Origin of the sequence: Pseudohalioglobus sediminis (assembly GCF_008370495.1) — a bacterium.
Taxonomy (GTDB): domain Bacteria; phylum Pseudomonadota; class Gammaproteobacteria; order Pseudomonadales; family Halieaceae; genus Halioglobus.
Genome location: NZ_VTUX01000008.1, coordinates 161,515 through 183,905, shown reverse-complemented (window position 1 = coordinate 183,905; position 22,391 = coordinate 161,515). Strand labels below are relative to the sequence as shown.

Genomic DNA, 22,391 nt, shown 5'->3' with positions numbered 1-22,391 from the left:
GTCAGGTCCTCAGATTCGACTCAGTTGCTCAATGCGTTCACTGAGGTGCTTCTTGCTAATGTGTGTATAGCGCTCCAGCATACGATAGTCGCGATGCCCTGAGACACTGGCCACTTCCGGTATGCTCAATCCCAGTTCAAAGAAGCGCGTAATGGCTTCATGGCGTAGGTCGTGGAAGTGCAGGTCTTTAATGTCCGCACGCTTACAGGCTCGTCTGAACGCTTGACTGAGGCTGTTGGGCTCGATGGGAAACAGCAGATCACCCCCTTGGCTATCTGCCTTCTGTATGACTTTCATCGCACGTTCTGTGATGGGAATGTGACGCGGTATGTCCGTTTTGGTCCGGGGTATATGAATGGTGCGTTCAGCCAGGTTGATATCGCTCCACTTGGCTCGCACGATCTCACCACGGCGCATACCAGTGGCCAGGGCGAACTGGATGGCTTTGGCTGCGATGGGGCTGGCGGTGTGGCTGGTCAGCTCAGCGATCTCATTGTCAGTGACGCGGCGGCTGCGTGCATTGGCCACTTTGGGGAGCCGTACAGCAGGGATGCCAGCGGGCAAGGTAATATTCCACTCCAGTGCGGCAATACGCAGTACGCGCAGCACAAGCGCTACCTCGCGTTTTACCGACGCTGGTGATACCTCCGCTAGTCGTCTGTCCCGATATGCTGAAAGCGCGTGTGACTGGACCTCAGCGAGCTTGAGGTGGCCCAGCTGCTCACGCAGGTGCTGGAGCCGGTATCCCTCTGATACATGGCCCTGGAGCCTGGGCAGGTGTTCCGCGCAATAGCGATCCAGCAGCTCTGACAGCGGCATCTGAGCTTGGCTGTGGCTGGGCAGGTGGAGCTGGCGCTCGATCTGCGTTTCCATCTGCCGCGCCCACTTTGCTGCGTCTGCTTTGGAGTTAAAGGTCTTAGTGAGCTGGGGGTGGCCGGTGCGACGAATCATCGCTTGCCAACGGCCAGAGCGCTTACGGAATGTAGCCATTTGTCATGCCTCTGTGACAAGGCTGTGACAAGCATAGATTTTGTGACAGGTCGATTCAGTCGGATGTGTCGGAAGTGACTGAATTTTAAGGACTAATATGGCCCGCCCGAGAGGATTCGAACCTCTGACCTCTGCCTCCGGAGGGCAGCGCTCTATCCAGCTGAGCTACGGGCGGTGGGTACCCCCTGCGGGGCAGCGCATGATACCTCTATGAAAATGGTGAGTCCACCGCGATACATGGCTTTCAGGGGGCTGGCAGCTACGCTGTCTGGCCTTGGTTATCCGCCGTGCGGTAAGACATCAAGTAGCGCGCGCTGCGGACGTCGTTTTCGGTGCAGCGCGGGCTTGCCGCCTGGAATTCCTGCCAACTGCAGCCGCGTTCGCCGTAGATGCGCTCAACGATGCTGCTCTTGCCGCCTATCTCGAGGGGGTGCTTGCAGGCGCACAGGGCGCCAGGCAGTCGAACAAGGGTGAGTAGTCTGGTCATAGCTGACCTCTGCTGGCTGTCCATGCCAGCGGTCATCCGCAGCGATCAAAAGTATTGATCGTGTCGCTGTCAAGGCACTGCATTGCTGCATGCGCGTGGGACAGGGCTGTCGCTGGAGCATACAATGACCGCTCTATGAGTATTTTCTTCGCCATAATCTTTGTTTCAATCCCAGCCGGTTTGCTGTGGCTATGCCACCACCAGAACTGGGCGCGGAGATTGGGGATCATCGCGCTCGCGTATATCTGTGGCCTGCTGTTGGGTAACAGCGGGCTGGTTCCGGCCGCGGCGGCGCCGGTACAGCAGGTGCTATCTACCGCCACCATACTGCTGGCACTGCCGATGCTGCTGATCACGCTGGATATCAGGCAGTGGCGCCATGTAGCCGGCAAGGCGCTGTTGTCGATGCTGCTGGCCACGACATCGGTGGTCACCCTGGCCACGGCGTTGTTTATGCTGTTTCGTGACCAGGGCCAGGAGGCCGCGGCCAACTTCGCCGCCATGTCGGTCGCGGTGTATACCGGCGGCACACCGAACCTGGCGGCGATCAAGGCGGGCCTGGAAATTCCGCACCAGCAGTACATCGTGTTTCACAGCCTGGACACCTTTATCGGCGCGCTCTACCTGCTGCTGATGCTGACGCTGGGGGTGCGCGTATTCCGGCGGCTGCTCAAGCCGCCGCAGGCGGCAACAGCCGGGCAAGCGGAGGCGGCGCAGGCGGATGACAGCGACAACTATGCGCCGCTGCTGCACCGGCGCAACTGGCCGGAGATGGCCATGGCACTGGGCGTGGCCGTGGTGGTGGTGGCGGTCTCGGTTGGTATAGCGGAAATCCATGCGCTGGCCACCGGCGCCAGCCGCAACCCCGCCCTGGTAATTGCGTCGCTCACCACGATTGGCATACTGCTGTCGCTGGTGCCGCGTCTGCAACAGTTGCAGCTGTCCTACAAGCTGGGCATGTACCTGATCTACGTGTTCTGTTTCGTGGTCGCGTCCATGGCCAGTGTCGAGCAGCTGGCCAATGTCGATGCCAGTATCGCGCTGTTTGTGCTGGGTACCGTGCTGGGCAGCCTGCTGGTGCACGCGGTGTTGTGCCGGCTGGCGCGGGTAGACAGCGACACCTTCATGGTCACATCGGTCGCCGCGGTGTGCAGCCCGCCGTTTGTGCCGATGATGGCGCGGGCACTGGGTAACCCGGGGACGATTCTCTCGGGTATGACGGCGGGGATAATTGGCTATGCGCTGGGTAACTACCTGGGCATCAGCCTGGGATTGTTTTTACAGGGTTTGTGATCTGTAAACAGGAGGTCTGGAAATGCACAAGGCAATGCCTGAACAGGGCAGGGAAAGCGAACAGATTCTGGCCGAGTTGGAGGCCTTCAAGGAACAGGACCCCAAGTACAAGGACGGTCGCGTCTGGAGCCTGGTGTACTACCTCGATGAGCAACACTCTGACTTCCTCAAACAGAGTTACCACAGCTATGCCTGTGAAAACGGTCTCAACCCGGGCGCCTTCAAAAGCCTGAAAAAGATCGAGACCGAGGTGATCAGCGCCACCGCGGATATTCTCAACGGCACCGAGGAGGTCTGTGGGGTGGTGACGTCGGGCGGTACCGAAAGCTGCCTGATGGCTGTAAAAACCTATCGCGACATGGCCCGTGACCAGCGCGGCGTGAAAAAACCGGAGATGATCATGCCGGTTACCGCGCACGTGGCCTGGTTCAAGGCCTCCGAGTACTTCGGTGTGAAGATCCGGCTGGTGCCGCTGAAGAAGGACTTCACGCCGGACCTGAAGAAACTCAAGCGCCTGATCAATCGCAACACGGTGATGATCCTGGGCAGTGCACCGGAGTATCCCCACGGCACTATCGACCCGATCGAGGCCATGGGCGCTATCGCGCAGAAGAAAAACATACCGCTGCATGTGGATGCCTGCGTGGGCGGCTTCATCCTGCCCTTTATGGCCATGAACGGCGAGGACATTCCGCCCTGGGACTACCGTGTACCCGGTGTCACCTCCATCTCCGCGGACATCCACAAGTACGGCTACGCCGCCAAGGGCGCCTCCACCATTACCTACCGCAACCTCGATTACCTGCGCTACCAGATGTTCGCCTACGAGAACTGGCCCGGTGGCGTGTTCGCCTCGTCCGCCCTGCTGGGGACGCGGCCCGGCGGCGCCTACGCCGCGGCCTGGGGCGTCATCCAGTATTTCGGCAGGGAGGGCTATCGGCAGTTGGCGCGGGACACCCTGGAAGCCGTCAATCGGCTCAAGGCCGGTATTGCAGCCATTCCGGAGCTGGAGGTCATGGGGCAGCCCCAGGGCCCGCTGTTTTCCTATCGCTCCAACGACCCCGAGGTCAACATCTACGCTGTGGGCGACCAGATGGACGCCCATGGCTGGCAGGTCAACCGCAACCAGAATCCGCCGGGTCTGCACGCCATGGTCACCGCCCAGCACCTGCAGGTGGTGGACCAGTATCTGGAGGACCTGCGTGCGGCGGTGGCAGCGGTAAAAGCCGACCCCGCCCTGGCCCAGCAGGGCGGGGCCGCCACCTACGGCATGATGGCGCATGTGCCGCTGCGCGGCATGGTCAAGAAGAAGGTGCTGGAGATGTATTCCGAGCAGTACCGCGCCGGCGGCGGCGAGCTGGACCTCAAGTCCGGCGCGGCAGCGGGGGACGGCCTGCTGGATCGACTGGTGAAGCGCTACGTGGACTACAAGTCGCGCAAGGCCGGTACCTGAGTGGGTGGCGCACGGCCCGATTGCCGTGTTCGTGTTATGCCGGCAGGCATCCGAATTGTGCTGACGGCGGTATACATCGGGGTAGACGCAACACCACAGTACCGGGAGACCCACACCATGCAGCACCCGCAGCCTCAGGCTGGCATCACACAGACATCATCCGCATCGAGGCGACCCGCATGAGTCACGCCGCCCGCAACGTGCTCGGTACGCCCCTGCAGGCGTGCTGCCATGCCCCGGCCACCGGCTTCTATCGCGACGGCTACTGCCGCACCGGCAAGCATGACCAGGGCCGCCACGTGGTCTGCGCCGAAGTCACAGCGGCTTTCCTCGCCTACAGCCGCGAGCAGGGCAACGACCTGTCCACGCCGCGCCCGGAGTTCGATTTTCCCGGGCTGCAACCCGGGGATCGCTGGTGCCTGTGCGCGGTGCGCTGGCTGGAGGCACACGAGGCGGGCGTGGCTCCAAAGGTGATCCTGGAGGCCTGTGACAGCGCCGCCCTGCAGGTGGTGCCGCTGGAGGTACTCAGGCAGTACGCGATAGCGCCAGCGCACTGAGGCGCGCCGGCTACATCTCCACGCAGATCTTGCCGAAGTGCTGCTGGGATTCCTGGTGGCGGAAGGCATCCGCCAGTTGTTCCAGCGGGAAGCGGCTGTCGATCACCGGGTGCAGGTCGTTGGCCTCCACCGCTGCAATCATGTCCGCCTGGTGCTGGTGGCTGCCCACGGTAATGCCGTGGATGCGCGCGTTTTTCTGGAACAATTCAGCAGTGGGTACTTCCCCGGAGAAACCGGTGAGCACGCCGATCATGCTGATGCAGCCATCGAAGGCCACCGCGCGCACAGATTGTGCCACGGTGCCCGAGCCGCCCACTTCCACCACCAGGTCGGCGCCATGGCCGCCGGTGAGTTCCAGCACCTTGTCGCCCCAGTCAGGGGTCTCGCGATAGTTGATCAGGCCCTCGGCGCCGAGTTCGCCCAGGCGCGCCAATTTCTCTGCAGAGGAGGAGGTGGCGATCACCCGGCAGCCCATCATGCGCGCGAACTGCAGGGCGAAAATCGACACGCCGCCGCTGCCCTGCACCAGTACCCAGTCACCGGGGGTGAGGTGGGTTTCCACCATCAGCGCGCGCCAGGCGGTGAGCCCGGCACAGGTCAGGGTGGCGGCTTCGGCGAAGTCGAGGTTGGCGGGCATGCGGCTGAAAGCAGAGGCGGGCATGGTCACGCTGCCGGCGGCGAAGCCGTCCACGTTGTCACCCGGCACTCCCTGCAGGCGCTCGAAGGAGGCGCTGCCATCCTGCCAGTGCGGGAAGAAGTAGCTCAGTACCCTGTCTCCCACTGCGAATTCACTGACCCCTTCACCCACGGCGGTAACGACCCCGGCACCATCGGAGAGCGGGATGCGCCCATCTTCCGTGGGCAGCAGGCCCACAACGACCACGTAGTCGTGAAAGTTCAGCGAACTGGCCTTGACTTCAACCTGGATCTCGCCGCGACCGGGCGCGCGTGGGGTGATGTCCTGGAGCGTCAGTTGATCGAGTCCGGCGGGGGCCTTGAGGGAGATTGCCTGCATGGTGGCTCCTTATGATTGGTAATGCCTGCTGCCAGGTGACAGCCGGCGATAGCGGCTGTCACCTGAATGAACACTGGCCTGCGTGACAGTTTTTAGTGGGCGTCAGAACTTGTAGCCAACCCCGAAGGCGAGGGTGGAGTCCTCGTTGTCGCGACCCTCGGCGGGCTCGGTTTCATAGTCGTAGCGCAGTGACACGTTCATGTAGAGATCGCTGATCAGGTCGAAATTCAAGCCGGTGTTGGTCTTGTAGATCTGGTTCTCGTTGCCGTAGAACTGCCAGGTAAAGCTCTGGGTATGGAAAAAGTCCATCCAATCCAGCAGCGCGTGTTCGTAGCGGAGGTTCCAGATCCCCACGCCACCGCCTTTGGTTTCATCACCGAGTTCCTGCCTCTGGTAGCCCGGTCCGATGCTGATGCCGAGATACTTGCTGGAGTCGTCGAAAATGTCACGGCCCAGCAATGCGCTTGCGGTATACCGATACTCGAGGTCGCGGATCGGATCCCGCTCGTAGGAGAATCCGCCCCCGAGGAACCAGGGCTTGTTGAACAACCAGCTGTAACCGTAGTTGATCAGTGTCTGTTCCTGGGTCTTCTCATTGTTGACTTCCTCATTGCGCAGCGTGAAGTCAGCGCGGTGACGGTGATCTCCCCACTTCACCGAGCCGTCGGCGAATAACATGGTGCTCTCCGAGTCCGTGTTGCCGCTGTTGTATGCGCCGTTGAAGTCCGCCTTCAGGGACCAGTCGAAGTAGGGCTCCGGCTCGGCGGCCTCGCTGAGGTCTGCCAGGGTGATCGGGCGACTGTCGCCGTTTTCGGTCAGCAGCACCTGCTGGCCGAGGTCATCTACTGCCAGGCGCGCCTGGACTTCGCTCTCGTCCTGGAACTCGATCTCGAAGAACTCCTCCACCTCGACGGTGGCGACTTCAGCGATGTCGATGGCGTACTCGTCCGCGTAGCTGGGTTCTATAAGAATTTCTTCGTCGGTGATCAGCGAGATGTTGCCGGTGATAATGTCGCCATTCTGCATGATGATGCGGTCCTGGGCGATCGCGGCGCAGGGCATCAGGGCCAGTAGCGCGCAGCAGCGCATCAGTGTCTTGTGTAGCATGTTCTCTCCATATGATTGTAGCGTCGGTGAATCTACGGGCGCACCCGGAATAAGGTTTAGTATGCAATGTTAGCCGTCTCACGTCAGCATATAGCTGACTGACTTGCCCGCTTCCTCTGCAACTGTGATGTCGTCGCGTTGCCCGGCAGCGTTATCCGCACTGCATAGCGGGCGAAAGCCAATCTGGTACAAATATGAGTACCGCAGCGCGAACCGCTGGCCTCTCCTTGGCGTAGGCTTATAAAGTCAGGCGGCCGCGCACCGCGCCCGCCAATAGAGGAAGCGGCCCATGAATAATAAAAACCAGGTCGAGCGCGAGGCACTCGACACCTACGAACGTTTTGTCGCCCTGCGCGACAGCATCGACGCCGGCACAGCCGGCTGGCACCAGATGGCGGACTTCTTTACCGAAGACGGCGTGTATATCGACCCGGCCTGGGGCCGACAGGAAGGTCGAGAGACCATGCGCGAATTCTTCGTCAAGTCCATGGCCGGGCTCACCGGTTACGGCTGGACCACCCCGGAACGCTGGACCATGGTCGACGGCCATCGCCTGGTCAGCCACTGGGACCAGGTACTGGGCGAGAAACCGGATGGCGGCCAGTGGGTCGTGCCGGGGCTGTCGATTCTCTACTACGCCGGCGACGGCCTGTTCTGTTACAGCCACGATTACCTGAATATGACCCTGATCGGCGAAACGCTAAAGGCGATGGCCTGGCAGCCGCCGCCGGAGTTCAACATGCCCCCGGCCAAGCCGGACTGGGATACGCACCTGCCTGCGGCCTGGTCCCACCTTTGCGACGGCCCCAACTTCTAGCGGAGAAGCGCCATGGTATACAAGGTTATTCAATGGGCGACCGGGGGCGTGGGTCGTGCCGCTATCGAGTACATCTGCGCGCACCTGGAACTGGAACTGGTGGGCTGCTGGGTCAGCAGCGAGGCCAAGCAGGGGCGCGACGCTGGCGAGCTGGCCGGTATCGGGCCAATCGGCATCACGGCGACCACTGACGCCGAGGCACTCATCGCCATGGCAGCGGATTGCGTGATGTATTCGCCGGTCATGGCGGACCGGGAACTGGTATGTCGGCTGCTCGCCAGCGGCAAGAACGTGGTCACGCCGCTGGGCTGGTTTTACCCTGGCAACCGCGATGTAGCCGACCTGGAGGCGGCCTGCCGCGAGGGCGACAGTACGCTGCACGGCACCGGTATCCACCCGGGAGGCATTACCGAACGCTTCCCGCTGATGGTGTCGGCACTGAGTGCGGCCGTTACCCATGTGCGCGCCGAGGAGTTCTCCGACATCCGCACCTACGGCGCGCCCGAGGTGATCAGCGACATCATGCTGTTTGGCAAGACGCCGGAGGAAGCCGCGTCCAGCCCCATGGTCGGTTTTCTCGGTGACGGTTTCGGGCAGTCCATGGACATGATCGCCGATGAACTGGGTTTTGCCGTCGACCCGGACCCACTGTCCCTGCATGAAGTGGCTGTGGCCACCGCGCCGATCGACTCACCCATTGGCGTGATCGAGCCGGGCCGGGTCGCCGCCCAGCGCTTTACCTGGCAGCGCACGGTAGCGGGCGAGCCGGTTATCACCGTGCGCGTTAACTGGTTTATGGGCGAGGAACACCTCGATGCGGGCTGGTGCTTCGGCCCGGAGGGTGAGCGCTTCGAGGTGGAGGTGACGGGAGACCCGGGCGCGCAGGTCACCTTTCACGGCTGGCATCCCGAATCCATCGCCGCCGGACTGGTACGCAACCCGGGCATCGTCGCCACCGCCAACCATGGGGTCAGCGCTATTCCCTATGTGTGCCGGGCCGCACCCGGCATCAAAACCTACCTGGATTTACCACTGATCGCCGGGCGCGCAGCGCCGCACCTGGCTGCTGAACACAACTGAGAAACAAGGAGCTAAATGTGAGTATTCGTGTTGTTACCTGGGGCACCGGCAACGTGGGCTGTTATGCCGTGCGTGCCGTGCTCAACCACCCGCAGCTGGAACTGGTGGGCCACATCGTCAGCTCGGCGGACAAGGCCGGCAAGGACGTGGCGGAGCTGACCGGCCTCGACGGCGCCACTGGCGTGATGTCCACCGATGACATCGACGCCGCCCTGGCCCTGGCGCCGGACTGCGTGGTCTACACCGCACATTCGGAAACGCGGATGATGGAGGCCGCCGAGGACCAGGCCCGCTGCCTGCGCGCCGGTATCAACGTGGTTTCCAGTTCGCTGTTTATGCTGCAGTACCCGGACTCCCCGGATATCGCCTTCCTCGCCGACCCGCTCAAGGCAGCCTGTGCGGAAGGTGGCACCACCTGCTTCAACAATGGCATCGACCCGGGCTTCGCCAACGACACCATGCCGCTGACCTTCACCGGCCTGTCCGAGTACTGGACCAGTGTGCGCATGCGCGAGGTGATCAACTACGCCACCTACGAGCAGGAGCACACCATCCGCGAGGTGATGGGCTTCGGCTACCCGGTGGACCACGACTGCATGCTGTTCCAGCCGGGCATGCTGGCCCTGGGCTGGGGCGGCTCGGTGCGCTCGGTGGCAGCCGGGCTGGGTGTGGAACTTGAGCGGGTTTACGAGGTGCACGAGCGCCTGCCGCTGGAGCACGACGTGGAGAACGCCATGGGCCTGTTCAAGGCCGGCACCACCGGGGCGATGCGCTTCGAGGTGCGCGGGGTGGTGGACGGGCGCGACGCCATCGTGCTCGAGCACGTGACCCGGCTGACCGACGATATCGCTCCCGATTGGCCTAAGGGCAAGGGTTACCGGGCGATTATCGAGGGTGAGCCGCGCATGGAAATCAGCATGGACATGGAAGATCGCAATGGTGACCACGCGGTGGCGGGGGTGATCCAGACCGCGACCGCCATCGTCAACGCGATTCCCGCCGTGGTGGCGCATGCCCCGGGCATGGTGGCCGCACTCGACCTGCCGAAAATTACCGGCAAGGGGTTGTATCGGCCGGAGTAGAGCGCCTCGCGCCGGCTGCCGCGGGCTATACTGTTGGCAGGTGCGCAGCGCAGGGCATAAGCTTTTTCGCTCGTGTGCCGGTTTTGCGTGGGAGGAGGCGTATGAGCAAGCAACAAAGTGGCCGGGATGACCCGCGGTTTCGCCAGATAGATTCGTTTGACCAGTACCTGGGCACGGACCTGGCGCGCACCCATGGCTTTACCAGCAGCGAGGAGGCTGCCGGGCTCGATCCGGAGATGGTGCAGTTCCAGCACGACAGGCTGATGCGCGATGGCTATATCATCCTGCACGACGTGGTGGATGCGGCGACCCTGCAGGCGCTGCGGGACGAGGCCGCACCCTACCTGGACAAGGTCGGGCGCAATTCCTTCGAAGGGGAGCGTACGCAGCGTATCTACGGCCTGCCCGAGAAGCTGCGCTCGGCTGATGCTTTCATCGAGCACCCGCTGATCCTGGCGCACCTGGACCGCTTGTTCCTGCCCAATTACCTGCTGTCACAGGCGCAGGTGATCAATATCCTGTCCGGCTCCCCGGCCCAGCCGCTGCATATAGACGACGGCTTTTATCCCTGGCCGCGCCCGCGGCCCGCGCTCTCTGTGGCGACGGTGTTCGCCGTGGATGACTTTACCGAGGACAACGGCGCCACGGTCGCCATCCCCGGCAGCCATCGCTGGGGAGAGGATCGCTTTCCGCTACCGGATGATCCGCGGGTCAAGGCAACCATGCCCGCCGGATCCTGCATCCTGTTCCTGGGTAACCTGTGGCATGGCGGTGGGGAAAACCACAGCGGCAGCAGCCGGCTGGCCATCACCGCGCAGTACTGCGAGCCCTGGCTGCGTACCCAGGAAAATTACTTCCTCTCGGTGTCCAGGGAGACGGCGGCTGCCGTTTCAGAAAACATCCGCCGCCTGCTGGGTTACTCCATTCACCCGCCTTTCATGGGCATGAGTGACGGAATGCACCCCAAGCGCAAGTTGCCGCTGCAGGAGGATTAGTCAGGCGTCAGCCGCTACCCGGCGCACGTCGGCGCCGAGGCCGGCGAGCTTGTTTTCCAGGTGTTCATAGCCGCGGTCGAGGTGATAGATGCGGCTGATTTCGGTCTCGCCCTCGGCGACCAGGCCGGCCAGTACCAGGCAGGCACTGGCGCGCAGGTCGGTGGCCATCACCGGCGCGGCGCTGAGGCCCTTGTGCTCGCCGCGCACCACCGCGACCTGGGTCATGGGGGTGATGTCAGCGCCAAGGCGAACCAGTTCCTGCACATGCATAAAGCGGTTCTCGAAGATGTGCTCGGTAATCACCGCGGTACCCTCGGCCTGGGTCATCAGCGCCATAAACTGCGCCTGCAGGTCGGTGGGGAAACCGGGGTAGGGCGCGGTGGCGATATCCACGGCGCGCCAGCTGTCGGTACTGTGTAAGGTGATGCTGTCCTCCGCGGTGTCCACGCGGAAGCCGGCGTCGCGCATTTTGTCCACCAGCGACTGCAGGTGCTCCGGGATGCATTTATCCACGGTGACGTGGCCACCGGTAATAGCGCCGGCGATAAGCAGGGTGCCTGCCTCGATGCGGTCGGGCACGATGCTGTGGCTTGCCGGGGTCAGTTCATCGACACCCTCCACCGTGATCACGCTGCTGCCCACTCCCTCGATCTTCGCGCCCATGGCGATCAGGTAGTTGGCCAGGTCGACGACTTCCGGCTCCTTGGCGGCGTTTTCAATCACCGTGGTGCCACGGGCCAGGCTGGCGGCCATCAGTGCGTTTTCGGTGCCGCCCACGGTGACCTTCTCAAACAGGATGCGGTCACCCACCAGGCGCTGGGCCCGGGCCACCACGTAGCCGCCCTCGCTGGTGATGTCCGCGCCCAGGCGGCGCATGGTCTCGATATGCAGGTCGATCGGGCGCGAGCCGATGGCGCAACCGCCGGGCAGGCTCACCCGCGCCTCGCCGTAGCGGGCCAGCAGTGGGCCCAGGCAGAGGATGCCGGCGCGCATCTTGCGCACCATGTCGTAGTCGGCCACGTGGGCCTGCGGTGGCTTTACATCAACCACCAGTGCGCTGCCGTGGCGCTCGCTGCTGGCGCCCAGTGAGGCCAGCAACTGCTGCGTGGACTCGATATCCCTGAGCTCCGGCACGTTGTCGAAATGGTGTCGGCCGTCCGCCAGCAACGAGGCGAACAGGATGGGAAGGGCGGCGTTTTTCGAGCCACTGGTGCTGACGGTGCCATTGAGGCGCCTGCCGCCGTTGACGATGATGGAATCCAAGCCTTACTCCGCTGTAAACGTCCCGGCACCTTGCCGGTACAGGGGTGAAAAGGGCGCTAGGGTAACAGGTCGGTGATGTGGGAGAAATAGTTGCCGTGCCGCCGGTTTCCCTGTCCCGTCGCAGGCGGTATTGTGGGAGCGGCCCTGGCAACCGGATGTGACAAGCCGCCGATATGGCAGACAAAGACGAGATGACCCTGGAACAGTGCATCGCCCGCAAGCTGATGCTGGATATCCGCTTCTTCGATGACGGCGCCGGGAGCGCGCCGGTCACCCGGCTGCCGGCGGCCCTGGAGCAGGGGCTGGCGGCGCTCGCACCGGGCGGGGTGATCCTGTTTCGGGAGAATATTGATTCAGTGGCGCAGTGTCGCGCCCTGACCGACCAGGTCCGGCGCGTGCTCGGCGCCGAGGTGCTCATCGCGGTGGACCAGGAAGGCGGTCGGGTCACGCGCCTGCCGCGCGACCAGGTCACCAGCTTCAGCGGCAATATGGCACTGGCGGCCTGCGCTGCGCAGGCGCGCGAAGAACTGGCCCGGGCCATGGGCAGGGCCCAGGGCGAGGAACTGGCGGCGCTGGGTATCAATGTGAACTTCGCGCCCACGCTGGACGTGAACAGCAACCCCGCCAACCCGGTAATCAACGTGCGCGCCTTTGCCGATGAGCCGACTCTGGTGGCGACCCTGGGCGCGGCGGTGGTGCGCGGCCTGCAGGAGGCTGGCGTGGCGGCGGCGGTCAAGCACTTCCCCGGGCACGGCGACACCAGCCTCGACAGCCATACGGACCTGCCCTGCGTGGCGCGCGATGCGCAGGCGGCCCGCGAGATCGACCTGGCGCCCTTTGCCGCGGTGATCCGCAGTGCCCCGCCGGCCATGGTGATGACGGCGCACATCCAGTACCCGGCGCTGGACGCGAGCACGCTGCCAGGTACCGGGGTGGTCCGCCCGGCCACCCTGTCGCGGGCGCTGCTGACTGACCTGCTGCGCAATGACTGGGGCTATGGCGGCGTGGTGATCAGCGACGCCCTGGATATGGCGGCCATCAGCGAGCTGATGAGTCCGGTGGACGCGGTTCTGGCCTGTTTCAGAGCCGGGGTGGATATCGCGCTGATGCCGCTGCGGGTCAGGTCGGCACAGAGCCTGGTGCAACTTGAGGAACTGGTCGCGGCAGTGGCGGGCGCCGTGCGCAGCGGCGACCTGGACGAGTCGGAAATCCGCGAGTCCGCGTCCCGGGTGCAGGCTGCACAGCAGCGCTACTGCCTGCCGGCAAGCACCACGGGCGCCGCCGAGCGCATTGCCTGTGCCGAGCACCTGGCGCTGGAGCGCAGGATCGCCGGGCACAGCGTGACCCTGCTGCACGGATCGCTGGTTTCCCTTGCAGGCAATAGCCGCGTGCACCTGCTTATGCCCACAGCAGCTAGCGCCCGGGCTCTGGTGGCCGCCCTGGAGCGCTGTGAGCCGGGCCTGCGCATCAGCTGGCAGGCGCTGGAACAATTTGACGCACAGGCAGAATCCGCCGGCGTCGCCGCGGCGGATATCTACGTGGTGGGAGTGAGTGAGCCTGCGCCTGGCGCGGTCGATATCGGGGGAGCGGAGGACCTGGCGAGCCTGGACGACAGGAGTCCGGCCTCGGTGCAGAAACAGCTATTGCGCCTGGCCGAGGGCAGGGAGCGCGTCGTCATCCTGTTGCAGTCGCCCTATCCGGCGGCGGAATATGCCGACCTCGCTGACACGGTGTTGGCAACCTACGATGCTGCGCCGCTGGGCTTTGGCGGCGCTCCGGGGCCGGCCTATTGCGCGTTGGCAGACGTGTTGACCGGTGCCCGCACACCCGATGGGCAGTTGCCGGTCAGGCTCCAGAACGGAAGCTGAGGAGGCCTGGTAGCGCAGCGGCGCAGGCCGCTGTGCTGAAAGACGCGTTGCGTCAGCGCCGGGCCGCGGCCCGGCCAGTGTTTAAAGCGGCGGGAAATTGCCCAGTACGATGTTGGCGGCCTCGTTGATTTCGCCGGGCTCGTCCTCGTCTTTCTTACCCTTGAGCTTGGACTGGGTGACACTGCGCCACACGCTCTTGCCCATCTTCGGGTCGATCATGTCGATAATGAACGTGCCCTCGGTATAGTTGCTGACCCGCACCTCGGTGTTGGTGCAGTTCCAGCAGCTGTACATACTGTAGCGGTTGTAGCCGCCATAACGCCCGTAGCCCATGCCCATTGTGGGTGTCTCATAGGTACGCACATCGGTCTTGTGCTGCGTGCCCAGGTGCCAGCTCAGCAACAGGTCGGCCTCGGCGGCGTCCGTGGTGATGCTGAAACCGCGTTTGCGCAGTTCCAGCGCCAGGGCCTCGTCAATGCGCTCTTTCTGGAAATCGCTCAGCTGCAGGGGGTTGTCGCCGAACACCTCACCCGACTGGTCGTAGAAACCGATCGTGCGGACCTGGGCGAAGTCGTAGTCTTGCTTGAAATCCACATCGGCTGTGGGTGTGGTGCTGCAGGCGCCGAGGAACAAGGCGGCGCTGAGAACACCGAAACTGGCGAACAGGCGTTTCAGGGGGGCGGTCATGTGAGACTCCGTTTATTGACAGGCGGCATAGTGTAGCCAATTTATGCGACTAATAGCAGGGTCCCGCATGGCCTTGCTGCGGTGCACTGCGGCGGGCCGTCAGCGGGCGGCCGCAAGCGGCGCGCCGGCGGCAGTGTCCTCGCAGCTTTGCAGCAGCTGTTGCAGTTGCGCAACATGCTCTCGCGGGGCCAGGCTGAGTGCCTGCATGTCGCTGTCGCGCTGTCGGTGCCACTGCCGGTAGGCCTCGGGCAGCACTGGCTCCAGGCTGGCTTCCAGCGCCATCACCGGCGGCAGCAGGTCGTGGTAGCGGCGCCCGAGACGAGCCGCTCGCGGCTGGATTCCTTCGACGAAAAACTTGCGCACCACGTTGGGCAGTATCTCCGCCGCAGCGGGGCGTACGCGTGCGCTGCAAAGCGGGCCCGCGGCGGCGCGCCGTTGCAGCAGCGAATCGGCCTGCTGCAGCCAGTTGGCCTGGTGGGCCAGGGCGCGCCACAACTGGCCACCGTCACCGCGGCTGATATCGCTCAGTAGCAGTTCGAAGGCAAGATTGTCGGCGCGGTAATCCCCCTCCAGCCAGCGCTGGCCGGACGCGCTGATGCGCTCCAGGGCTGTGACCACGGCACTGGACGTGGTGGCGGGGTAGTCCGCCGGCAGCTTGGCCGGCCGCCACAGCGCGCCGAATTCCTCGCTGCCCAGGGTGGCGTTGAAAATCATCGCCGGGAGCTGCTGCTGTTTCAGCGCCACCGCGGCGCCCAGCGATTGCGCCAGTTGGGTATCGCCCTGCTCGCGCAACAGCTCGATGCAGGGTGGTGCCAGGCGCAGGAACTCCAGGGCCAGCAACAATCGTTGCGAATCCCTCGCCAGCTTGCCCAGGCTGCTGTTCTGCTTGCCCACGGTCACCTGCAGCTCGCAGCCGCGCAGGTCGAGGAAATCGAGGGTGCCGAGGCTGCCGCTATCGATAGCAATGCGCAGCTCTCCTGATCGCGGCCTGCGAGGCACCGGTGCCGGCACGCCCCGGGCACCGGGGGTGACCTCCAGTGTGCGCTGCAGGCGTTGCAGGTACTCGAGGAAAGGCGCATCCACGCCGCCCCCGCCGCAGCCGGCGAGCAACATGGCCGGCAGCAGCGGGAGCAACAAGGTGATACGGGTCTTGCGGCGACGAGTTGGCATCATCTTTTTATAGCGCAGGCCGTGCGCTAACGGATCATCAAATTCCGGCATGCCCTCGCCCCCCAGGATTGTTTACACTGTCTGTAGCGGCGAAAGGAGTAAGTGGTATGAGATGGATTGCGGTGATTCTGGGGCTGGTTATCACCACTGCGACCTGGGCTGAGGAATTGACGGCCCGGGACATCATTCGCAAGGCCATGGATCACTATCGCGGGCAGACGTCGTATTCGGAAATGAGTATGACGATTCATCGCCCGGATTGGGAGCGCACCATGACCATGCAGGGCTGGAGCAAGGGCGACAAGCATACCCTGGTGCGGGTGATGGCGCCGAAAAAGGACGCCGGCAACGGCACCCTGTCGGTGGACGGCAATATGTGGACCTACACGCCGAAAATAAACCGTGTGATCAAGGTGCCCTCGTCCATGATGAGCCAGAACTGGATGGGCTCGGATTTCTCCAACAAGGACATCAGCAAGGACACCGCGATTATTGACGACTACACCCACACCCTCTTGTCCACGGGGGAGCACGAGGGGCATGCGCTCTGGACCATCGAATCCATTCCCCACGAGGAGGCGGCGGTAGTCTGGGGCCGTGAGGTGTTGGTGATACGCGATGACTGGGTGCTGCTTGAACAGCAGTTCTGGGACCAGGACGGTGAGCTGGTGAAAACCCTCAAGGCCAGCGAAATCCGCGAGATGGGCGGGCGCAATGTGGCCACCGTCCTGCGCATGGCCAAGGTGGACACGCCGGATGAATGGACCGAGGTGCACACCGAACAGGTGGAGTTCGACCTGGCGCTGCCGGACAACCTGTTCACCCTGTCCAGCCTCAGAAACCCGCGCCAGTGAGTGTTAACTGGGTCCTGGCCTGGCGCAATCTCTGGCGCCACAGCCGCCGTACCTGGTTGACGGTGGCCGCGATGGTGTTCTGCAACGTGTTGCTGGTGTTCATGATCTCCCTGCAGCTGGGCTCTTACCAGGTGATGATCAACAACAGCCTGGCCATGGTCACCGGTCACCTGCAGGTGCAGCACCGCGACTTCCTTGGCGACCAGCGTATCCGCGACAGTGTGCCCGCGGCGGCACAGCTGGCTGAGCAGCTGCGCACGACACTGAAACTGGAGTCCGTTTCTGCCCGCGGCCAGGCCTTTGCGCTGGCCTCCAGTGAAGAGCGCTCCTTCGGTGTACTGATTGCCGGTGTCCAGCCGCAGACCGAGGCGCTGGTGTCGAGTTTTCCCGGGCTGGTCTCGCAGGGGCGTTATTTGCAGCCGGGAGACAGTGACGCCATCGTCATCGGCGCGGTGCTGGCGCGCAACCTGAAGGTCGACCTGGGTGATGAACTCACCTTCCTCGGCAGCGGCCGCGATGGTTCATTCGCCGCCGCCATCGCCACTGTGGTGGGAATTGTCGATACCGGCATCAACGACCTGGATCGCGGCGTGGCGCAGGTGCCCCTGGGCTGGTTCCAGGAGACCTTCGCCATGGGTGACCACGGTCACGCCGTGGTCGCGCGCCTGCCCTCGCTGGATGCGGTGCCCGCTGCCGTGGCAGACGTGCGCGGGCAGATCATGGGCCACAGTGAAGAGCTGCGCGTGCTGGACTGGGATGCCCTGCAGCCGGGGCTGCGCCAGGCGATACAGTCGGACCTGGTCAGCAACGGTTTCATGTACGCGGTGCTGGTGGTGCTGGTCGCGTTCAGCGTACTCAATACCCAGCTGATGTCCGTGCTGGAACGGACCCGGGAGTTCGGTGTGATGCTGGCGCTGGGGATGAGCCCGGGCCGTCTCGCCCGGCTGGTGGCCATGGAAACCCTGCTTATGGCCCTGATGGGGCTGGCACTGGGCCTGCTCCTCGGCGCGCTGTTGATCTGGTACCTGGCGGTGTTCGGTTTTACCTACCCCGGTATGGAGGAGATGGCCGCGCGCTTCAACATGGATGACCGCATGTACCCGCAGGTCAGCCTGCCGGCGCTGGTCTGGGGTCCGCTGACCGTTTTCTGCTTCACCCTGCTGGCGGCGGTCTATCCCGCGCTGCGGCTGTTTCGCCTGCAGCCGGTCTCCGCCATGAGGGCGGTGTGATGGCCGGCGGCAGCGGAGTCATTGTGGTGCTCGCCTGGCGCAACCTGTGGCGCAATTACAGGCGCACCCTGGTCATGTTGCTGGCCATTGCCACCGGCGTGTGGGCGATGATCTTTTTTTCGGCGCTGATGCGCGGCATGACCGACCAGATGGTGCTCAATGGCCTGGCCACGCTGCCCGGCGAGGTGCAGATTCACCACCGCGACTACCGCCGCGACCCCAGTGTCGCCAACAGTATCGACGCGCCCTCCGGTGAGCTCTTGGCCGCGCTGCAGCAGCCACCGGTCGAGGCCTGGGCGGGCAGGGTGCGGGTGCCGGCGGTGATTGCCAGTGAGCGTGACAGCCGCGGCGTCACCCTGCTGGGCGTTGATCCCGACGCCGAGAGCGAGCTGGGCTCACTGCCCGAGCAGATAGTACAGGGCAGGTTCCTGGCCGACAGCGATGATCGCGGGCTGGTACTGGGCGCCAGCCTGGCACGCAAGCTGGACACGGAACTGGGCAAGCGCGTGGTGATCATGTCACAGGACCCGCAGAACGATGTGGCCGACCGCGGGGCTCGCGTGGTGGGTATATACCGGGCAAGGCTGGCCAGTACCGAGGAGCAGTATGTCTACGCCGCGCGCAATACCGTGCAGGGCATGCTCGGTATCGGTGAGCGGGTGTCGGAAGTGGCTGTCAGCGGTGGCGACTACCGCCGGGTAGACGAGTGGGCGCCGCGCATCGCCGCGGCTGCTGGCACGCAACTCGAAGTGCTGACGTGGACGCAGCTGGATCCGTTCCTTGGCAGCATGCTGGCCATGCAGGACGGTTTTACCGTCATCATGATGGTGATCATATTCCTGGTGCTCTCTTTCGGGCTGGTCAATACGCTGGCCATGGCGGTGTTCGAGCGGGTCCGTGAAATCGGGCTGATGCAGGCGCTGGGTATGCGTCCCAGCCTGATCCTGTACCAGTTGCTGCTGGAGAGCCTGTACCTGCTGTTGCTGGGCCTGGCCACCGGCAACCTGCTGGCGTGGCTGACGGTGAAACCGCTGGAATCCGGGATTGATGTTTCCGGTGTCGCCGAGGGCATGGAAATGATGGGCATGGGCACCGTCCTGTACCCCGCGCTGGCGGTGGAAGATATGCTGATGGCCACTGCGGTAGTGGTGGTACTGGGCCTGCTGGCGAGCCTGCTGCCGGCCTGGCGAGCCGCGCGGCTGGACCCGGTGCGCGCCCTGAACAAGACCTGACGGAAACGATTATGAGTGCGATCATCTGCAAGGAACTGTGCAAGACCTTCAGGCAGGGCGATGAAGTCATCACCGGCCTGGACCGGGTCAGCCTCGCCATCGATGCCGGCGAGTTCGTGTGCCTTTCCGGACCCTCGGGTTCCGGCAAGACCACGCTGCTCAATGCCATGGGTGGTCTCGATACGCCGGACAGCGGCGCCATCAGCGTGGGTGAACAACGCCTGGATACCATGAGCAAGAGTGCGCTGGCGAACCTGCGGCTCAACCATATCGGCTTTGTATTCCAGGCCTATAACCTGATCCCGGTGCTGTCGGCGCGGGAGAACGTCGAGTTCATCATGCAGGTGCAGGGTATGCCCGCCGCGCAACGGCGGGCGCTGGCGGACGATGTCCTTGCCGAGGTCGGGCTGGCCGGCATGGAGGGTCGCCTGCCCTCTGAACTCTCCGGCGGCCAGCAGCAGCGCGTGGCGGTGGCACGGGCGATTGCCAGCAAGCCGCGACTGGTGCTGGCAGATGAACCGACTGCCAACCTCGATACCCACAGTGCCGCGCAGCTGATGGAGCTCTTCGTTGCCCTCAACGAGGAGCGCGGTGTGACCTTCGTCATCTCAACCCACGATGTGCGGGTGATGGGGTACGCGCGGCGCCTGATCCGTATGCAGGATGGTCGTATTGTCAGCGACCAGGCGCAGCAGCCCCAGGGTATGGAGCCGGCCTGATGCGCCGCCTGTTGTGCGCGCTGGCACTGTTGCCCCCGCTTGCCCTGGCGGCGCCCGACTGGTTGCAGGGCGGGCACGTCAAGGCGCGCTGGCAGACGCTGACCTACCCCGAAGACAGCGCCTTCCGTGAGCCGGTCGGCGCGGTGGCCCATGACCAGGCCGGCAGCCTGCGTCTCAAGTTGCGCACCCGCACCGGGCCACTGGCCTGGGAGGCGGACTACCAGTTGCTGGCGCGCCGTGGCGATGCCGTGGAACTGGCAAACAGTGGGCAGGCAGGCTGGCTCCTGCCGCCGCCGCTGCCGGATGACGAGCGCCGCTGGTGGGACCTGAGCCACGAGATATCCAGCGATGACGACTCGCTCTGGGTGCAGCGGCTGGATCGCCTGGCGGCCTCCTGGAGCGGTGACAAGACTGTGCTTCGTCTCGGCCGGCAGGCGGTCAGCTGGGGCAATGGCCTGATCTATAACCCTATGGACTTCTTCAATCCCTTCGACCCGGCGGCCATCGACACGGAATACAAGGTGGGTGATGACATGCTCTACGGCCAGTACCTGCTGGACTCCGGCAGTGACTGGCAACTGGTGCGGGTGCAGCGGCGCGACGCCCGGGGCGATGTGACCAGCGAGGTCAGTTCCACCGCGCTCAAGTACCATGGCTTCGGCCTGGAGCAAGAGTACGACCTGCTGCTGGCGGAGCACTTCGACCAGTTGCAGCTGGGGGTCGGCGGGGTGCTCAATACCGGTGATGCGGTGTTGCGCGGTGACCTGCTGCTCACCGATGCCAGTGACGGCTGGGTAGCCAGCGCGGTCATCAACTGGTCCTATTCCTGGGTCTGGGGCGGGCGCAACGTCAGCGCTGTGGCGGAGTATTTCTTCAACGGCTTCGGCCTGCGCGAAGCGGACTACAGCGCTGAGAATCTGGCCGCGGCAACAGATCTGCTGCAGCGGCTGGAGCGCGGTGAACTATTTACCCTGGGCCGTCACTACCTGGCGGGTTCACTGCTGGTCGAGGTGAACCCGCTGCTGAATGTCACCCCGACGCTGTTTTACAACCTCGGCGATAACTCCGCGCTGGCGCAACTGGTGTTGCAATGGGACCTGGCGCAGGACTGGCAGCTGCTGGGGGCGCTGAACCTGCCCCTTGGCCCCGCCGGCACTGAATTCGGCGGGCTGGAAATCACCGGGGATGAACTCAACCTGGGCAGCGGCCCGGGCCTGTTTGCCCAGCTGGCCTACTACTTCTAGCCGCTGTGGCCCTGCCGCCGCGCGCAGGGCGCTAGGCTTTGCCCAGCTCGGTGCTGACCCTGTCGAGGTAGCCATGGAGATTGCCGAGTTCCTCCGGCGGTGAACACTTCACCCAGCCGGAGAAGCCGGCACAGACCGACAGGTCGATATCTGCCAGCGAGATGTTGTCGCCGGCCAGGAACTGGCGACCGTCGCCCAGGAAGCGGTCAAACTGCTCCCAGCCCCACTGCAGGCGCAGCTTGCCGCGCTCGGCCAGGGCCGGGATCTGTTCCAGGTCCAGCGGGCCGGGCAGGGCGCGCCCCTTGAAGCCGGGGCTGCTGTTGCGCAGGGCCTCGGCAACGGCCATAAACAGCATGGTCAGCACCTTGTGGTCCCAGCAGCTGACCAGGCCCTTTTCCAGCGCGGTGGCGCCCAGTAGCGGTTTTTCCGGGTACAGGGCCTCGAGATAGGTACAGATACCGATGACTTCGGCGAGCACGGTGCCGTCGTCGAGCACCAGCGCGGGGACCGTGCGCTCGGGTACGATAGCGCGGTACTCATCACCGAGATGTTCGCCCCCCATCATGTCGATCTGCTGGGTATCGATCTCGATACCTTTGTAGCGCATGAAGTGAGTGAGGCGCTGGGGGCTGGGGGCTGGGTCGTAGGTATACAGTTTCATGGGCGTGTTCCCGCGGTTGCAGTGAAAGGGCAGATACTAGGCCGATTTGCCGGATCAGGCCAGTTACGGCCGGTCTTCGCCGCGCAAATCTCTGCTCGCGAACGTTTTACCACACCGGATAAGTGGCTATAATGCCCGCCGAACTTAAACAGGACTTCGCCGTTATGACCCGTATTGTTATCAGCCTCGTTGCCATGGTGCTCGCTGCCAGCGCCATTGCTGTTGAATTGACCGACGCGCAGCGCGCCGAGATCGCAGAACGTATCCAGCCGGTGGGTGAAGTATGCCTCCAGGGCGATGCCGACTGCGGCGGTGCCGCGGCAGCAGTGGCCAGCGGCCCGCGTTCCGGTGAAGAGGTCTACAACAGTGCCTGCATGGCCTGTCACACTACCGGCGCCGGTGGCGCGCCCGTGCTGGGGGATGTGGCGGCCTGGGCGGATCGTATCGCCAAGGGCACTGAGGTGCTCTATGTCTCCGGGGTACAGGGCGTGCCGGGAACCGGCATGATTGCCAAGGGTGGCTGCATGAACTGCTCCGACGAAGAAATCCACGCTGCCGTGGACTACATGATCGCCGGCAGCCAGTAAG

Annotated in this window: 22 protein-coding genes and 1 tRNA gene; 14 read left to right on the top strand and 9 right to left on the bottom strand. The window is 64.0% G+C overall.

Going from position 1 to position 22,391, the window contains the following annotated elements; translation table 11 throughout:
* Window positions 1-9: 9 nt before the first annotated feature.
* From F0M18_RS16420 to F0M18_RS16410, 3 genes are all read right to left on the bottom strand, one after another.
* On the bottom strand, window positions 10-990 hold the full coding sequence (locus tag F0M18_RS16420) for a tyrosine-type recombinase/integrase (RefSeq protein ID WP_149612553.1): 981 nt from the start codon (window positions 988-990) through the stop codon (window positions 10-12).
* A 98-nt stretch (window positions 991-1,088) separates the two neighbouring features.
* Window positions 1,089-1,165, bottom strand: a tRNA-Arg gene (locus tag F0M18_RS16415).
* An 84-nt stretch (window positions 1,166-1,249) separates the two neighbouring features.
* Window positions 1,250-1,477 carry a hypothetical protein gene (locus F0M18_RS16410; protein ID WP_149612552.1) on the bottom strand — a complete coding sequence of 76 codons (228 nt, stop codon included), beginning with the start codon at window positions 1,475-1,477 and terminating at the stop codon, window positions 1,250-1,252.
* A gap of 135 nt (window positions 1,478-1,612) precedes the next feature.
* Here F0M18_RS16410 and F0M18_RS16405 point away from each other — a divergent pair, with 135 nt between their 5' ends.
* The 3 genes from F0M18_RS16405 to F0M18_RS16395 all read left to right on the top strand — a co-directional run bounded on the left by F0M18_RS16405 (window position 1,613) and on the right by F0M18_RS16395 (window position 4,780).
* A complete protein-coding gene (locus tag F0M18_RS16405; RefSeq protein WP_149612551.1) occupies window positions 1,613-2,770 on the top strand; it encodes a DUF819 family protein in 1,158 nt (385 codons plus the stop codon).
* A 22-nt stretch (window positions 2,771-2,792) separates the two neighbouring features.
* Window positions 2,793-4,223: a pyridoxal phosphate-dependent decarboxylase family protein gene (locus tag F0M18_RS16400; protein WP_149612550.1), complete on the top strand. Its 1,431-nt coding sequence runs from the start codon at window positions 2,793-2,795 to the stop codon at window positions 4,221-4,223.
* Window positions 4,224-4,402: 179 nt separating this feature from the next.
* Window positions 4,403-4,780 carry a DUF2237 family protein gene (locus tag F0M18_RS16395; protein WP_149612549.1) on the top strand — a complete coding sequence of 126 codons (378 nt, stop codon included), beginning with the start codon at window positions 4,403-4,405 and terminating at the stop codon, window positions 4,778-4,780.
* 10 nt (window positions 4,781-4,790) lie between these two features.
* Here the strand turns inward: F0M18_RS16395 and F0M18_RS16390 are convergent, their stop codons facing one another.
* Window positions 4,791-5,795: a zinc-dependent alcohol dehydrogenase family protein gene (locus tag F0M18_RS16390; protein ID WP_149612548.1), complete on the bottom strand. Its 1,005-nt coding sequence runs from the start codon at window positions 5,793-5,795 to the stop codon at window positions 4,791-4,793.
* Between the two features lie 102 nt (window positions 5,796-5,897).
* Window positions 5,898-6,902, bottom strand: a complete 1,005-nt coding sequence (locus F0M18_RS16385; protein WP_149612547.1) for a DUF481 domain-containing protein — start codon at window positions 6,900-6,902, stop codon at window positions 5,898-5,900.
* A gap of 289 nt (window positions 6,903-7,191) precedes the next feature.
* Between F0M18_RS16385 and F0M18_RS16380 the strand changes: the two genes are divergently transcribed.
* The 4 genes from F0M18_RS16380 to F0M18_RS16365 all read left to right on the top strand — a co-directional run bounded on the left by F0M18_RS16380 (window position 7,192) and on the right by F0M18_RS16365 (window position 10,876).
* Entirely contained in the window at window positions 7,192-7,719 is a 528-nt protein-coding gene (locus tag F0M18_RS16380; protein ID WP_149612546.1) for a nuclear transport factor 2 family protein, read from the top strand.
* Window positions 7,720-7,731: 12 nt separating this feature from the next.
* A complete protein-coding gene (locus F0M18_RS16375; RefSeq protein ID WP_149612545.1) occupies window positions 7,732-8,799 on the top strand; it encodes an NAD(P)H-dependent amine dehydrogenase family protein in 1,068 nt (355 codons plus the stop codon).
* A gap of 17 nt (window positions 8,800-8,816) precedes the next feature.
* Complete coding sequence (locus F0M18_RS16370; protein WP_149612544.1) at window positions 8,817-9,881, top strand: NAD(P)H-dependent amine dehydrogenase family protein; 1,065 nt, start codon at window positions 8,817-8,819, stop codon at window positions 9,879-9,881.
* 101 nt (window positions 9,882-9,982) lie between these two features.
* On the top strand, window positions 9,983-10,876 hold the full coding sequence (locus F0M18_RS16365; protein WP_149612543.1) for a phytanoyl-CoA dioxygenase family protein: 894 nt from the start codon (window positions 9,983-9,985) through the stop codon (window positions 10,874-10,876).
* Here the strand turns inward: F0M18_RS16365 and murA are convergent, their stop codons facing one another.
* On the bottom strand, window positions 10,877-12,139 hold the full coding sequence (gene murA / locus F0M18_RS16360) for a UDP-N-acetylglucosamine 1-carboxyvinyltransferase (RefSeq protein ID WP_149612542.1): 1,263 nt from the start codon (window positions 12,137-12,139) through the stop codon (window positions 10,877-10,879).
* 173 nt (window positions 12,140-12,312) lie between these two features.
* Between murA and nagZ the strand changes: the two genes are divergently transcribed.
* Window positions 12,313-14,007, top strand: a complete 1,695-nt coding sequence (gene nagZ / locus F0M18_RS16355; RefSeq protein WP_149612541.1) for a beta-N-acetylhexosaminidase — start codon at window positions 12,313-12,315, stop codon at window positions 14,005-14,007.
* Window positions 14,008-14,088: 81 nt separating this feature from the next.
* Here the strand turns inward: nagZ and F0M18_RS16350 are convergent, their stop codons facing one another.
* Window positions 14,089-14,694 (bottom strand): DUF4136 domain-containing protein, encoded by a 606-nt coding sequence (locus tag F0M18_RS16350; protein ID WP_149612540.1) that lies wholly within the window; start codon window positions 14,692-14,694, stop codon window positions 14,089-14,091.
* Between the two features lie 99 nt (window positions 14,695-14,793).
* Window positions 14,794-15,915, bottom strand: a complete 1,122-nt coding sequence (locus tag F0M18_RS16345) for a DUF3080 family protein (RefSeq protein WP_223178003.1) — start codon at window positions 15,913-15,915, stop codon at window positions 14,794-14,796.
* 56 nt (window positions 15,916-15,971) lie between these two features.
* Between F0M18_RS16345 and F0M18_RS16340 the strand changes: the two genes are divergently transcribed.
* The 5 genes from F0M18_RS16340 to F0M18_RS16320 are packed head-to-tail and all read left to right on the top strand — an operon-like array spanning window position 15,972 to window position 21,142.
* Window positions 15,972-16,718 (top strand): outer membrane lipoprotein-sorting protein, encoded by a 747-nt coding sequence (locus F0M18_RS16340; RefSeq protein WP_149612539.1) that lies wholly within the window; start codon window positions 15,972-15,974, stop codon window positions 16,716-16,718.
* Window positions 16,715-17,947: an ABC transporter permease gene (locus F0M18_RS16335; RefSeq protein WP_262500979.1), complete on the top strand. Its 1,233-nt coding sequence runs from the start codon at window positions 16,715-16,717 to the stop codon at window positions 17,945-17,947. Before F0M18_RS16340 ends, F0M18_RS16335 begins: the two co-directional genes overlap by 4 nt.
* Entirely contained in the window at window positions 17,947-19,179 is a 1,233-nt protein-coding gene (locus tag F0M18_RS16330) for an ABC transporter permease (RefSeq protein WP_149612537.1), read from the top strand. The genes F0M18_RS16335 and F0M18_RS16330 overlap by 1 nt, the downstream gene beginning before the upstream one ends.
* A gap of 11 nt (window positions 19,180-19,190) precedes the next feature.
* A complete protein-coding gene (locus tag F0M18_RS16325; protein WP_149612536.1) occupies window positions 19,191-19,898 on the top strand; it encodes an ABC transporter ATP-binding protein in 708 nt (235 codons plus the stop codon).
* Window positions 19,898-21,142 (top strand): hypothetical protein, encoded by a 1,245-nt coding sequence (locus F0M18_RS16320; RefSeq protein ID WP_149612535.1) that lies wholly within the window; start codon window positions 19,898-19,900, stop codon window positions 21,140-21,142. Before F0M18_RS16325 ends, F0M18_RS16320 begins: the two co-directional genes overlap by 1 nt.
* Before the next feature lie 31 nt (window positions 21,143-21,173).
* Here F0M18_RS16320 and F0M18_RS16315 read toward each other — a convergent pair whose 3' ends face one another.
* The gene (locus tag F0M18_RS16315; protein ID WP_149612534.1) at window positions 21,174-21,803 is read right to left on the bottom strand and encodes a glutathione S-transferase family protein; all 630 of its coding nucleotides are present in this window, start codon (window positions 21,801-21,803) and stop codon (window positions 21,174-21,176) included.
* Window positions 21,804-21,967: 164 nt separating this feature from the next.
* On the opposite strand from F0M18_RS16315, the gene F0M18_RS16310 reads away from it, so the two are divergent.
* On the top strand, window positions 21,968-22,390 hold the full coding sequence (locus F0M18_RS16310; protein ID WP_188109766.1) for a c-type cytochrome: 423 nt from the start codon (window positions 21,968-21,970) through the stop codon (window positions 22,388-22,390).
* Window position 22,391: the final 1 nt, after the last annotated feature.